This is a genomic window from Microvirga solisilvae, from assembly GCF_022808595.1.
GTDB classification, from domain to species: domain Bacteria; phylum Pseudomonadota; class Alphaproteobacteria; order Rhizobiales; family Beijerinckiaceae; genus Microvirga; species Microvirga solisilvae.
The window spans coordinates 568,012-580,599 of sequence record NZ_JAKUCN010000001.1 but is presented as its reverse complement, the minus strand read 5'-3'; the positions used below and the strand labels follow the sequence as shown (position 1 = coordinate 580,599).

The window sequence follows — 12,588 nt, the reverse complement described above, 5'->3', positions numbered from 1 at the left end:
CAAGGTGAAATATGATGACGGAAACCCACCTCCAGCTAGGTCAGGCCGCCGCCCTGCCCCACACGCCCGAGGAAGCCCAGCTCGACCGGGTGCCGAACCCGCATGCCGACACCGACTACCTCGCCCGCTTCACGGTGCCGGAATTCACCTCGCTCTGCCCGGTGACCGGCCAGCCCGATTTCGCGATCATCGTGATCGATTACGTGCCGGGCCCGTGGCTCGTGGAGTCGAAGTCGCTGAAGCTCTACATGCACAGCTTCCGCAACCACGGCGCCTTCCACGAGGATTGCACGGTCGCCATCGGCAAGCGCCTGACCGAATTGCTGGAGCCGCGCTTCCTGCGCATCGGCGGCTATTGGTATCCGCGCGGCGGCATCCCCATTGACGTGTTCTGGCAGACCGGCGAATTGCCGAAGAACCTCTGGCTCCCCGACCAGGGCGTCGCGCCTTACCGGGCCCGCTAAACCTTCGGACGCCTCAGCACGAATGAGGCGTTCAGGCCCACGACCAGGATGATGGCCGCGGCAATCATGGTCGAAGCCGTGAGGCCGATATTGCGCAGGCCGATCCCCATGAGCACGACGCCGAGCGCTTGACCACAGAAGAACGAGAAGGCGTGGAGCGCGACGGCGGAGGCGCGCGCTCCAGGTGCTACTTCCGTCACTTGGGCCTGGAAGGTGTTGTGCATCATGTAAAAGCCGAGGCCCATGAGCAGCAAAGCGGCGAAGTCGAGCTTCCAGTCTCCGGCGAAGCCCAGAATGATCAGGGCGAGAGCCGCGAAGAAGCCTCCGCCGACGAGGATACGGCCAATTCCGAGGCGCTTGAGCATCCACGTCACGAGAGCCGAATAGACGAGCCCGCCGATGGCAAAGCCGCCGATGGCGAAACCGGCTTCCGTCGCGCCGCCTCCACCGCGCTCTTCCAACAGCGGCGCGATATAGGGAAAGACGCTGAAGATCGCGCAGGCTTCCACGAATACGGAGCCGAAGAGGAACAGCGCACGCGGATTGGAGAGAATGTCCCGGTAGCGCAGGAGTGCCGTTTTCGGATCGAACCTGCCGCCGGGAAGCGCTCCGCGAAAACCGATTACCGTGGCGGCGAGCGCGCAGGCCATCATAATCGTTGAAAGACCAAACACCCCGCGCCAACCAATCCATTCGGCGAGAAGTCCGGCAAGCGATGAACCAGTTAGCTGACCGACGATGACGGCCACGAGATAGCGGCTGAGCGCCACCTGCCTCTGAGCCATCTCCACGCGGTCGCCGATGAGCGCGATGGAGAGCGGCACCGCACCGCCGGCAGCCGTTCCGGCAATGATGCGCAGGGCGAAAAGCGTCTCGGTATTGGGAGCGAAGAAGGAACCGGCGAGCGCCAGAAAGAGAAGCGCCAGCGCGACCTTCATGACCCGCTCCTTGCCGAGCGCGTCGCCGATGGGGCCAAGGATGGGCTGGATGAAAGCGTAAGGCAGCGCGAAGGCGGCGGAGAGAAGCGCGATGGTTTGCGGCGTGGAACTCAGATCCCGCGCAATCACCCCGACCATAGGCTCGACCGCACGGGCGGAGAAGGTACTGGCGAAGCCGCTGACGGCAAGAATGAGGATCAGATTGCGCGAGGACATGACGCTCTAATGAGAAAGGCCGCGAATGGAGCCTTGGCACTCCATATCACGGCCTTGTCGCAAGGGGAGAGGCGTGAATGCACGCCTGCCCTCTACCGAACTCATGATTAAGCTGCTTTGCCCTTGGCAAGGGCGTCGAACGCCTTCAGCTGAGCAAGCAGAGCTTCCAGTTCCTTCAGCGGCACCATGTTGGGGCCGTCGGAGGGAGCCTTGTCGGGGTCCTGGTGCGTCTCGATGAAAACGCCAGCCACGCCGACAGCGACGGCTGCGCGGGCAAGGACCGGCACGAATTCGCGCTGGCCGCCCGAGGTCGCGCCCTTGCCGCCGGGCTGCTGCACGGAATGGGTGGCGTCGAAGATCACCGGCGCGCCGGTCTCGGCCATGATCGGCAGGCCGCGCATGTCGGAGACGAGGGTGTTGTAGCCGAAGGATGCGCCGCGCTCGGTGAGCATCACGTTCGGATTGCCTGAAGCACGCACCTTTTCGGCGACATTGGCCATGTCCCAGGGGGCCAGGAACTGGCCCTTCTTCACGTTCACCACGCGGCCCGTCTTGGCGGCGGCGACGAGAAGGTCGGTCTGGCGGCAGAGATAGGCCGGGATCTGAAGGATATCGACCACCTCGCCCACGGCGGCGCATTGGTCGTTCTCATGCACGTCGGTGATGACGGGAAGGCCGAACTTTTCCTTCACCTCGGCGAAGACAGCGAGCGCCTTGTCGAGGCCGATGCCGCGGGCGCTGTTGATCGAGGTGCGGTTCGCCTTGTCGAAGGACGACTTGTAGACGAGCCCGAGGCCGAGACGCCCCGTGATCTCCTTGAGGGCAGCGGCCATTTCCAGCGCGTGATCGCGGCTTTCCATGGCGCAGGGACCCGCAATGATGCTGAGCGGGAGGTGATTGCCGAAGCGGACGGAGCCTGCCTCGACGATGGCTTGGGGCTTTTTGGTATCGGTCATGCGCCTCACCTACTCCGTTTCGTAGCAAACGGGAAGCGGTGAAGTGTCATAGCCCCGCAGCAGCCTTGGCGTCATCCCGGACGCAGCGGAGCGAAGATCCGGGATCGTATGACGAGATTGGCGCTCTATCCGCCTGACGATCCCGGCTCGGCTGCGCCGTCCGGGATGACGTGTTGTGTTTAGAAGGTCATGGACGCTGCGTTGATGATGCCGGCCGAAAGCGAGGCTGCGCCGAGGAACAGGGCTGCCGCCATCTCACCCGCAGCGATCCGCTGGGAGAGATTCGGCATGATAATGCGAACGAGCCAATAGACCACGATCTGGACCGCAAGTGCCACGAGACCCCAGACGAGCAGATCGATGATGCCCCGAGCATGGACAATGGCGCTGCCGAGCGGGAGAGCGAAGCCGACGAGGCTGAACCCTAATGCCGTCGAGGCGGAAATCACGTTCTGGCGGATCAGCGCGAACTCGTTGTGCATGGTCGCCAGGGTATAGATGGCGAGGTAGAGCGCCACGAGGGCAATGGCGATCACGAAGAAAATGACGAAGTCGAGCAAGCCCGCCAGAGTGGAAGTCACGATAAGCCCCTTACGATTTATTTCTTAGAATTGTAGGGGCTCATGGTTAATTTTGCGTTGGCTCGAAGGCGATGGCGACGCCGCAGGCCGCGCTTGCCGGTACAACGAGGCGGCTTCCCACGTGCTGATAAGGGATTTCCGCCGCCTCCAGCCGCTTCGACTGGATGTGAATGTCCTCTACCCGCACCGTGAAAGCGACAAAGGATGGCTGATCGAGCTCGGCCTCGACCGAGACATAGCTCTCGGCGGCATCGTCCGGCGTCATGACGTCGAGATGCGCATCGGTCAGCCGGAATGAGAGATCGTGCAAGGCGGGGCTGGTGGGCACGACGCCCGTGAAGTCGGTGAGGAACTTCTTGCAGCGATCGGGCTCGGGCGCGGCAAGCGCCACGCTCGCCAAACCTGTCGCGCCGTTCTCATGATGCTGGAAGGCGGGATTCCAGAAGTTTTCCGGGAAATGGTGTTGGGAGACGAAAAAGCCCGCGCGCGGTGCGCCTTCCAGGGAAGCGAACGACAAGGTGAAAGCCACCTTCGTTTCGCTGCCGTCGGGCCTCTTGCCGGTGCGCTCAAAATGGAACGGCTCGAACGCGCCGATCTTCTTCTGTGCGAAGGCGGCCGCATCCGCCTTGGAATCTCGACTATCGAGCACCAGCATCGCAACGCCCTCGCGATCCTGCAGATAATCGCGAACGAAAGCGCCGAAGCTGAAACGACCCGGCTCATGCGGCGGGATCTGAGCGCCCTCGCCCACCGTGATCAGTTCCAGAAACGTGCCGGGAAACTGGACGAGCCGATTTTCGGTACCCCAGGAATGCCGGTTGCGCGCGCCGACCTGAAAGCCAAGCCGCCGGTAGAACTCGGCGCTCTTGTCGAGGTCGCGAACGGCAATGACGAGATGGTCGATCCGGCGGGTCATCAGGCGCTTTTCCTGTACTTTTCGGATTTAACCTAGGCAGCACTCCCAGCCGCAACAAGGGCAGGAAGCAAAAACGCCGACAGGGAGACCCTGTCGGCATGTGTTTTTACTGAGCTCGTTCTTGCTGCTTTAATCTTCAGTCTTCCTGCTCTTCGAAATAGTCATCGAAGACTTCAACAGCTTCAGCAGGCGGGTAGCTATCTTCAGGCCACGGATCATCGGGAGAGAGGAGTTGAGGGCTGATAGCCTCAATCTTCGTCTCAACGTCGAATTCCCCGAAAATGTGGGTCAGCTTCGTCAATGTGATGGCATGGAGGTGATCGTCCGCAATCTGGCTCTCCGAACGAAGGATGAACCAGACATCGAGCCCGCCATCTTCGCCTTCTTCGAAAGCGATCCGGATGTTTTCCGGCCCGGCCTCGACTCCGCCCATGACGATGGTGCTGTCGCTCGGCTTCCTTTGCCGGAACGGAACGATCTGCCAGCCTGCAACCTCGGGAGCGGCATCGATCAGATCGATGACGGCCTCGAATTTTTCGATGTCGCCTCCGGCGCTGATGACGAGTTGCATCTCGTTTCCGTCGACGCCCATCTCGGCGATCAGGCCGGGAGACGTCTTCGATAACTGGTCCTGCAACGCATCGAAGGATGCGCGCCATTCAGGCGAGCTGAAACGTTCGGGGGTGTCGATGACGAGCTTGTTGCCGTGGGACGTGAACCAGTCCCAAAAGGTTTGATCGTTTGCCATTTGCTTAGACCGACCGGCTCTGTTTGACTGCCGTGTGAGTGAGGCTCTTGAAGAGCGGATGTGGCTCGAAGGGATAAGATTTTTGTGGCGCCATGGATTTCGGCAACGTCGCAAAGCACGTCAATCGAAGATCCAGTAAACCAAAAATGCCAATAGGATCAAAAGAACCGTTGCGAAACTCGGTATTATCACAACATTGATGCCGCCGAGGCTGATCCCTGCAGCAAAAGCAATTGCTCCCACGACGAAGCAACACAAGACGAAAGCAGCGGCCAAAAATAGAAGCTTCGTATTAGTCTTCATCGGCTCTCAGAATCTAAGGTAACGAACTCGACCCAAGGTACATTGTTACAGCACCAGGGTCGAGTCTCGTGACATGCATTAGACCAATCGGCTCTGTTCGACCGCCGCGTGAATGAAGCTCTTGAAGAGCGGATGCGGCTCGAAGGGACGCGATTTCAGTTCAGGATGGTACTGAACGCCGATGAACCAGGGATGGTCCTCATATTCCACGATCTCGGGCAGAACGCCGTCGGGCGACACGCCGGAGAAGCGCATGCCCTTGGCTTCCAGCTTGTCGCGGTAGGACATGTTCACCTCGTAGCGGTGACGATGACGCTCGGAGATTTCCGTGCCGCCATAGATCTCAGCCACTTTGCTGCCCGGTGTGAGCTTCGCCTGATAGGCGCCTAGGCGCATCGTGCCGCCGAGATCGCCGCTGGAGGTGCGCTTCTCGAGCTCGTTGCCGCGCAGCCATTCGGTCATGAGGCCGACGACGGGTTCCGGGGTCGGTCCGAACTCGGTGGAACTCGCATCCTTGATGCCGGCGAGCGAGCGGGCCGCTTCGATCACGGCCATCTGCATGCCGAAGCAGATACCGAAATACGGCACCTTGCGCTCGCGGGCGAACTGGGCCGCCCGGATCTTGCCCTCGGCGCCGCGCTGGCCGAAGCCGCCGGGCACCATGATTCCGTGAATGCCTTCCAGGAACGGAGCCGGATCCTCGTTTTCAAAGACCTCGCTTTCGATCCAATGCAGGTTCACCTTCACCTGATTGGCGATGCCGCCATGGTGCAGGGATTCGATGAGCGACTTGTAGGCGTCCTTGAGGCCCGTGTACTTGCCCACGACGGCGATGTTCACCTCGCCCTCGGGATTGTGCACGCGCTCGGAAATGTTGGTCCAGGTCGACAGGGTCGGAGCCTTGGCATCGTTGATGCCAAAGGCGGCCAGCACTTCGCTGTCGAGACCCGCCTCGTGATAGGCCAGCGGCACGTCGTAAATCGAACGGGCGTCGCGCGCCTCGATCACCGCCGTCTCGCGCACGTTACAGAACAGAGCGAGCTTGCGGCGCTCGTCCTTCGGGATCTCGCGATCCGTACGGCAGAGCAGAATGTCCGGCTGGATACCGATGGAGCGCAGCTCCGCGACGGAGTGCTGCGTCGGCTTGGTTTTCAGCTCGCCTGCGGACGGGATGAACGGCAGGAGCGTCAAGTGGACATAGATCGCCTGACCGCGCGGCAGGTCGTTGCCGAGCTGGCGGATCGCCTCGAAGAACGGCAGGCCTTCGATGTCGCCCACCGTGCCGCCGATCTCCACCAGCACGAAGTCGAAGCCCTCGTTGCCCGTGAGCACAAAATCCTTGATGGCGTTCGTGACGTGCGGGATCACCTGGATCGTGGCGCCGAGATAATCGCCGCGGCGCTCCTTGGTGATGATGTCGAGATAGATCCGGCCCGTGGTGATGTTGTCGGCCTTGGTGGCCGGAACACCCGTGAAGCGCTCGTAATGGCCCAGGTCGAGGTCTGTCTCAGCACCGTCGTCGGTCACGAAGACCTCGCCGTGCTGATACGGGCTCATCGTCCCAGGATCGACGTTGAGATATGGGTCGAGCTTACGAAGCCTGACCTTGTAGCCGCGAGCTTGGAGAAGCGCTCCCAGGGCCGCCGAAGCCAGACCCTTGCCGAGCGAAGACACCACGCCGCCGGTGATAAATACGTACCGCGTCATGGACCCCTATCCATTAATAAGGAGCGCCGATTCGCAATGCGCGAATCCTGCCACTCCGAAACCATCCACAAAAGAAGAGGGCCGGAAGGTCCGGCCCTGCTGCTCACTTACTGCTGAGGCGCTGCTGGCGCCGGCGCGCTGGGCGCCGGGGCTGCCGGCTGCTCGCCCTGGAGGCGCTGCAACTGCTCGAGCACGTTGCCGCCCTGCGGAGCGCCGGGAGCCTGCTGACCGGCGGGAGCCGCCGGAGCGGCTCCGTCGAGGATCGAGCGCGGAGCGCGGCCCGACGTCGCGATGATGGTCAGCGCGATGCTCGTCACAAAGAACAGGCCGGCGAGAATCGCCGTGGCGCGGGTGAGCGCGTTGGCCTGGCCGCGACCGGTCATGAAGCCGGACACACCGCCGCCACCGCCACCGCCGAGACCCATGCCGCCGCCCTCGGAGCGCTGCAGGAGAACCACGCCGATCAGGGCGAGCACAATGATCAGGTGGATAATGATGAGAACTGTTTGCATCGTTCCAAAAACCTCAAGCGGCTGCGCTTTTAAATGCGTCAGCCGCTCGCAATCCGTTCGTTGCGGCGGCCTGTAGCATAGGTGGGCGCAGGATCAAAGACCCGCAAGTCTTCTTTTCCCGCAAGTGCCCTGCATTGCCCTCATCCTGAGGAGGATTGCCTTGGCAATCCGTCTCGAAGGAGGCTCCAGAATGCACTGGAATCTCCTTCGAGACGCCGCTTCGCGGCTCCTCAGGATGAGGTTCGGTACTAGAAATTAGCCGAGATAGGCCCCGGCAATCGCCAGGAAATCGGCAGCCACGAGGCTCGCTCCGCCCACGAGGGCGCCGTTGACGTTCTCCACAGCCATCAGCTCGGCGGCGTTCGAGGGCTTCACGGAGCCGCCGTAGAGGATGCGCACCTTGGCATGATCGGCCTTGCCCACGAGGCGCTTGAGCTCGTCGCGGATGGCGGCATGGACCTCGGCCACGTCGGCGGCGGTCGGCGTCAGGCCGGTGCCGATGGCCCAGACGGGCTCATAGGCCACCACGAGGTTGTGGCTGTTGGAATCGACCGGGATCGAGCCGCGCAACTGCTTGCGGACCACGGCGATGGTCTTGCCGGCCTCGCGCTCCTCGCGGGTCTCGCCCACGCAGACGATGGCCGTGAGCCCTGCCCTATGGGCCGCCATGGCCTTGGCGCAGACATCAGCGTCCTTTTCCTTGTGATACTGGCGGCGCTCGGAATGGCCGGCGAGCACATAGGTCGCTCCGGCATCAGCCAGCATCTCGGCCGAGAGGTCACCCGTATAAGCGCCTGATTCCTTGGCGTGGCAGTCCTGGGCGCCGATGGCGATACGCGAGCCGACGGAGGCAACGGCGAAGCTATGCACAAGGGTAGCCGGGGGGCAGACAACAAGTTCCACCTTAGCCTTGAGGCCCGGGGTATAGCTAGTCTGAAGAGCGCTCAGGATCTCTCCCGAGGACTTGAGACCATTCATTTTCCAGTTCCCCGCTACCAGCGGGCGCGGCCGATCGACGCTCATTCATTCACTCCTGTCACGCTTGATAACCTGGCAGTAGCAGAGCCTTGAGGCTTCTTTCAACCTGACTTGCCCTTTTCCCAGGGCCTTTGATGGGGTATCGGCCTCTTTAACGAGTTTTTTGAGAACGGGTTCACGATGCTTCGGAACATGCGCAAGGCTGGGCAGACCCTGGTCGGCAAAATCATCGCCACCGTCTTTTTCGGCGCTTTGATCGTCAGCTTCGCCATCTGGGGGATCGGCGACATCTTCCGCGCGACGCCGGCTTCGACCGTCGCGGAAGTGGGCGACGCCAAGATTTCGGTGGCTCAGGTCCAGAATGCCTATACCACCCAGCTGCAGCAGCTCGGCCGCCAGTTCCGCACGGTCATCTCCCCCGAGCAGGCCCGTATGCTCGGCCTCGACCAGCGCGTGGTCAACAGCCTCATCACTGACGCTGTGCTGAGCGAGGAGGCCAAACGCCTGGGGCTTTCCGTCTCGGACGAGCTCGTGGCCCGTTCCATCATGGACAACCCGGCCTTCAAGGATAACAGCGGTCAGTTCAATCGCATTCTATTCGACCAGACCCTGCGTAATATGAATCTTTCCGAGGTGGGCTTTGTGCAGGAGCAGCGCGCAGCCATGGCTCGCGCCCATCTCACCGATGCCCTCGCCGGCAACGTCACCATTCCCGCAGCCGCCAAGGACGCCATGCACCGCTATGCCAGCGAGCAGCGTTCGGCCTCCTATTTCGTCCTGACCCCGGCCCTTGCCGGCGACATTCCGGCCCCGACCAACGAGCAGCTCCAGGGCTTCTACGAGGAGCGCAAGAGCACGTTCCGGGCTCCGGAATACCGCGCCGTGAACGTGATGGCGCTCGATGCCGCTTCCATCGCGAAGCCGGACGACGTGTCCGAGGCCGATGCCCGTCAGCGCTATGAGCAGCAGAAGGCGAAATACGGCCAGCCGGAGCGCCGCACGATCCAGCAGATTCCCTTCACGTCGATGGAAGACGCCCAGGCCGCCGCCGCCAAGATCAAGGAAGGCACGACCTTCGAAGCCGTGGCCGCCGAGCGTGGCGTCTCGGCCTCGGGCCTCGATCTCGGCACCTTCACGAAGGCCGAGATGCTCGACGCTGCCGTGGCGAACGCCGCCTTCGCGCTGGCGCAGAACGGCGTGAGCGATCCGATTCAGGGCCGCTTCGGCCCAGTTCTCGTACGCGTCACGCAGATCCAGCCCGAAGCCGTGCGCCCCTTCGAAGAAGTTGCCGCGGAGGTCCGCCAGGAAGCCGCCCGCGAGCGCGCCCAGAGCCAGATTGAGCGCATCCACGATGAGATCGAAGACCTGCGCGCCGGCGCCAAGCCGCTTGCCGACATCGCCAAGGAAAAGGGCCTGACCCTCGTCCAGATCCCGGCCATCGACGCCCAGGGCCGCGACAAGGCCGGCAACCCGGTGACGGCGCCTCAGCGCGATGCCGTCGCGAAGGCCGCTTTCGCCTCCGATATCGGCGTCGACAACGAGGCCCTGCGCGTGGCCAACGGCTATGTTTGGTACGATGTGACCGGCATCGAGCCCTCCCGCGAGAAGACCCTCGACGAGGTTCGCGATCAGGTGGTTGCGCAATGGCGTGACGATCAGGTGAGCCAGCGTCTGTCCGAGAAGGCGCGCGAACTCACCGAGCGTCTCGACAAGGGCGAGGCCATCGAGGCCGTGGCGCAGGCTGTGAACGCACCTGTGAAGAATGCCACCGGCCTCACCCGCAACGCCAACAAGGACGACCTCTCGGCGGAAGCCGTGAACCGCATCTTCTCCACGCCGGTCGGCAAGGCGAGCCATGCGGCGAACGCGGCGGATTCCCGCGCCGTCTTCAAGGTCACGGCCGCAACCGTGCCGCCGCTGCCCTCCACCTCGCAGCAGGTGCAGAATGTCGAGAACCAGCTGCGCACCGGCATGAGCGACGATCTGGTCAATGAATACATCGCCCAGGCCCGCCAGGATCTCGGCGTGACCATCAACCAGCAGGCGCTGCGCCAGGCGACCGGCGGTGGTGAACTCTAAGCCGGGTGAAACCTAGATCATGAGCATCGCGCCCGATTTCGAGACTTTCGCGAAGGCCTATGAGGAGGGCGAGGCAGGCGTTCTGCGCGCCACCCTCGTGGGCGATCTTCTCACTCCCGTCGCAGCCTTCATCAAGCTGCGGCACCACCGGAAGGGCTCGGCCTTTCTGCTGGAATCCGTCGAAGGCGGCGCAACACGCGGCCGCTTCTCGATGATCGGTCTCGATCCGGATCTCGTGTGGCGATGCCAGGACGGTGTCGCCGCCATCGACCGCAATGCGCTCACCCGCGACAAGCAATTCGTCACCGACGAGCGCCCCGCTCTAGAGAGCCTGCGCGCGCTGATCAAGGAAAGCGCCCTGCCGCTTTCCGACGATCTTCCGCCCATGGCGGCGGGCCTGTTCGGCTATCTCGGCTACGACATGGTGCGCCAGATGGAGCTCCTGCCTGAGCCGAACACGGATGTGCTCAAGGTGCCGGACGCCATCCTCATCCGCCCGACGGTGATGGTGGTGTTCGATGCGGTGAAGGATGAGATTTCGCTCATCACGCCTGTGCGCCCGCAATCGGGCGTGTCGGCGAAGGCGGCGTATGAGGCAGCGCTCTCGCGCATCGACGAAGTCACGCAGGCGCTGGAATTGCCGCTGCCCATCGAGGATCGCAGCGATCCTACCGCTATCCACTTCGATCCGCCCGTGTCGAACACGACGCCGGAGGAATTCGAAGCGATGGTGGCGAAGGCGAAGGAATACATCCGCGCAGGCGACATCTTCCAGGTGGTGCTGTCCCAGCGTTTCGAGTCGGCCTTCCCCCTGCCCGCCTTCGCGCTCTACCGCTCGCTGCGCCGGGTTAATCCGGCTCCATTCCTCTGCTATCTCGATTTCGAGGATTTCCAGATCGTCTGCTCGAGCCCAGAAATCCTGGTGCGGATGCGCGACGGCAAGGTGACGATCCGCCCGATCGCCGGAACGCGTCCGCGCGGCAAGACTGCTGCCGAGGATCGCGCCCATGCAGAAAGCCTGCTCGCGGACCAGAAGGAGCGCGCGGAGCACCTGATGCTCCTCGATCTCGGTCGCAACGATGTGGGCCGCGTGGCGGAAATGGGCTCCGTGCAGGTCACGGATTCCTTCTTCCTCGAATATTACAGCCAGGTGATGCACATCGTCTCGAACGTGGAAGGCCGCCTCGACCCCAGCTTCGACGCGCTTGATGCGCTGGTCGCGGGTTTCCCTGCAGGCACCGTCTCCGGTGCGCCTAAAGTGCGCGCCATGCAGATCATCGACGAGCTGGAGAAGGACAAGCGCGGGCCTTACGCCGGTTGCATCGGCTATTTCGGCGCGAACGGCGAAATGGATACCTGCATCGTTCTGCGTACCGCCTTGGTGAAGGACGGACGCATGGCCGTCCAGGCGGGTGCGGGCATCGTCTACGATTCCGATCCTGCCTCCGAACAGCAGGAATGCATCAACAAGTCGAAGGCCCTGTTCAAGGCCGCTGAAGAGGCCGTACGCTTCGCGAGCCAGGCGAGGATCGGGCAATGAACTTGACCGCCTTCTCTCATTACGCGAACGTCGGTGCGCTATGACCCGCGTTCTCGTCATCGACAATTACGACAGCTTCACCTGGAATCTGGTGCACCTGCTCGGCCCCCTCGCCACCTCCGTGGAGGTGGTGCGCAACGACGCCATCACTACGGATGAAGTCTTGGCCTCGCAGCCCGACGCCATCGTGCTCTCGCCGGGTCCGTGCACACCCAACGAGGCGGGGATCTGCCTCGATCTCGTGAAGCGCGCCTCGCCCACGATCCCCACTTTCGGCGTCTGCCTCGGCCTTCAGACCATCGGCCAGGTTTTCGGCGGCACGGTCTCCCGCGCACCACTGCCCATGCACGGCAAGGTGTCGGAGGTCGAACACCAGGGACAAGCCGTGTTCCGCGGCATCAACGGTCCCTTCAAGGCGACCCGCTACCACTCGCTGATCGTGGATCGTGAAACCTGCCCGGCTGATCTCGCGGTCACGGCCGAGACTGCCGACGGGCTGATTATGGGCCTATCCCATCGCTCGCTGCCGGTCCACGGCGTGCAGTTCCACCCGGAGAGCATCCTGACGGAGCACGGGCGGGCGATCATGAGCAATTTCTTCGATCTGGCGGCGGCCTGGAATTCCAAGCACCGCCCGAACGCCGCTTAAC

Annotated in this window: 12 protein-coding genes; 4 read left to right on the top strand and 8 right to left on the bottom strand. The window is 62.8% G+C overall.

Annotated features, from left to right (window positions below):
• Positions 1-14: 14 nt before the first annotated feature.
• A complete protein-coding gene (gene queF, locus MJ639_RS02835) occupies positions 15-464 on the top strand; it encodes a preQ(1) synthase (protein ID WP_243368552.1) in 450 nt (149 codons plus the stop codon).
• Here queF and MJ639_RS02830 read toward each other — a convergent pair.
• From MJ639_RS02830 to tpiA, 8 genes are all read right to left on the bottom strand, one after another.
• On the bottom strand, positions 461-1,618 hold the full coding sequence (locus MJ639_RS02830) for an MFS transporter (RefSeq protein WP_243368550.1): 1,158 nt from the start codon (positions 1,616-1,618) through the stop codon (positions 461-463). The genes queF and MJ639_RS02830 overlap by 4 nt on opposite strands.
• 107 nt (positions 1,619-1,725) lie before the next feature.
• On the bottom strand, positions 1,726-2,574 hold the full coding sequence (kdsA, locus tag MJ639_RS02825; RefSeq protein ID WP_243368548.1) for a 3-deoxy-8-phosphooctulonate synthase: 849 nt from the start codon (positions 2,572-2,574) through the stop codon (positions 1,726-1,728).
• A 179-nt stretch (positions 2,575-2,753) separates the two neighbouring features.
• A complete protein-coding gene (locus MJ639_RS02820; RefSeq protein WP_423790743.1) occupies positions 2,754-3,155 on the bottom strand; it encodes a DUF350 domain-containing protein in 402 nt (133 codons plus the stop codon).
• A gap of 46 nt (positions 3,156-3,201) precedes the next feature.
• Positions 3,202-4,071: a VOC family protein gene (locus MJ639_RS02815; protein ID WP_243368546.1), complete on the bottom strand. Its 870-nt coding sequence runs from the start codon at positions 4,069-4,071 to the stop codon at positions 3,202-3,204.
• Between the two features lie 136 nt (positions 4,072-4,207).
• On the bottom strand, positions 4,208-4,819 hold the full coding sequence (locus MJ639_RS02810; RefSeq protein ID WP_243368544.1) for a hypothetical protein: 612 nt from the start codon (positions 4,817-4,819) through the stop codon (positions 4,208-4,210).
• A 381-nt stretch (positions 4,820-5,200) separates the two neighbouring features.
• On the bottom strand, positions 5,201-6,829 hold the full coding sequence (locus tag MJ639_RS02805; RefSeq protein WP_243368542.1) for a CTP synthase: 1,629 nt from the start codon (positions 6,827-6,829) through the stop codon (positions 5,201-5,203).
• A 107-nt stretch (positions 6,830-6,936) separates the two neighbouring features.
• On the bottom strand, positions 6,937-7,341 hold the full coding sequence (gene secG / locus MJ639_RS02800) for a preprotein translocase subunit SecG (RefSeq protein WP_243368540.1): 405 nt from the start codon (positions 7,339-7,341) through the stop codon (positions 6,937-6,939).
• A gap of 255 nt (positions 7,342-7,596) precedes the next feature.
• Complete coding sequence (gene tpiA, locus MJ639_RS02795; RefSeq protein WP_243368538.1) at positions 7,597-8,364, bottom strand: triose-phosphate isomerase; 768 nt, start codon at positions 8,362-8,364, stop codon at positions 7,597-7,599.
• Positions 8,365-8,499: 135 nt separating this feature from the next.
• Between tpiA and MJ639_RS02790 the strand changes: the two genes are divergently transcribed.
• The 3 genes from MJ639_RS02790 to MJ639_RS02780 are packed head-to-tail and all read left to right on the top strand — an operon-like array spanning position 8,500 to position 12,587.
• Entirely contained in the window at positions 8,500-10,398 is a 1,899-nt protein-coding gene (locus MJ639_RS02790) for a SurA N-terminal domain-containing protein (RefSeq protein ID WP_243368536.1), read from the top strand.
• A 19-nt stretch (positions 10,399-10,417) separates the two neighbouring features.
• Positions 10,418-11,938, top strand: a complete 1,521-nt coding sequence (gene trpE, locus MJ639_RS02785; RefSeq protein WP_243368534.1) for an anthranilate synthase component I — start codon at positions 10,418-10,420, stop codon at positions 11,936-11,938.
• A 40-nt stretch (positions 11,939-11,978) separates the two neighbouring features.
• Positions 11,979-12,587, top strand: coding sequence for an anthranilate synthase component II (locus MJ639_RS02780; RefSeq protein ID WP_243368532.1), 609 nt, complete (start codon positions 11,979-11,981; stop codon positions 12,585-12,587).
• The last annotated feature ends 1 nt before the right edge of the window (position 12,588 follow it).

What these genes read in the sequence shown, in the direction of transcription:
- MJ639_RS02830 (WP_243368550.1), bottom strand. Translation starts at nt 1,618, where the DNA reads ATGTCCTCGCGCAATCTGATCCTCATTCTTGCCGTCAGCGGCTTCGCC.
- MJ639_RS02810 (WP_243368544.1), bottom strand. Translation starts at nt 4,819, where the DNA reads ATGGCAAACGATCAAACCTTTTGGGACTGGTTCACGTCCCACGGCAAC.
- trpE (WP_243368534.1), top strand. Translation starts at nt 10,418, where the DNA reads ATGAGCATCGCGCCCGATTTCGAGACTTTCGCGAAGGCCTATGAGGAG.
- secG (WP_243368540.1), bottom strand. Translation starts at nt 7,341, where the DNA reads ATGCAAACAGTTCTCATCATTATCCACCTGATCATTGTGCTCGCCCTG.
- MJ639_RS02790 (WP_243368536.1), top strand. Translation starts at nt 8,500, where the DNA reads ATGCTTCGGAACATGCGCAAGGCTGGGCAGACCCTGGTCGGCAAAATC.
- MJ639_RS02815 (WP_243368546.1), bottom strand. Translation starts at nt 4,071, where the DNA reads ATGACCCGCCGGATCGACCATCTCGTCATTGCCGTTCGCGACCTCGAC.
- MJ639_RS02780 (WP_243368532.1), top strand. Translation starts at nt 11,979, where the DNA reads ATGACCCGCGTTCTCGTCATCGACAATTACGACAGCTTCACCTGGAAT.
- MJ639_RS02805 (WP_243368542.1), bottom strand. Translation starts at nt 6,829, where the DNA reads ATGACGCGGTACGTATTTATCACCGGCGGCGTGGTGTCTTCGCTCGGC.
- queF (WP_243368552.1), top strand. Translation starts at nt 15, where the DNA reads ATGACGGAAACCCACCTCCAGCTAGGTCAGGCCGCCGCCCTGCCCCAC.
- tpiA (WP_243368538.1), bottom strand. Translation starts at nt 8,364, where the DNA reads ATGAGCGTCGATCGGCCGCGCCCGCTGGTAGCGGGGAACTGGAAAATG.
- kdsA (WP_243368548.1), bottom strand. Translation starts at nt 2,574, where the DNA reads ATGACCGATACCAAAAAGCCCCAAGCCATCGTCGAGGCAGGCTCCGTC.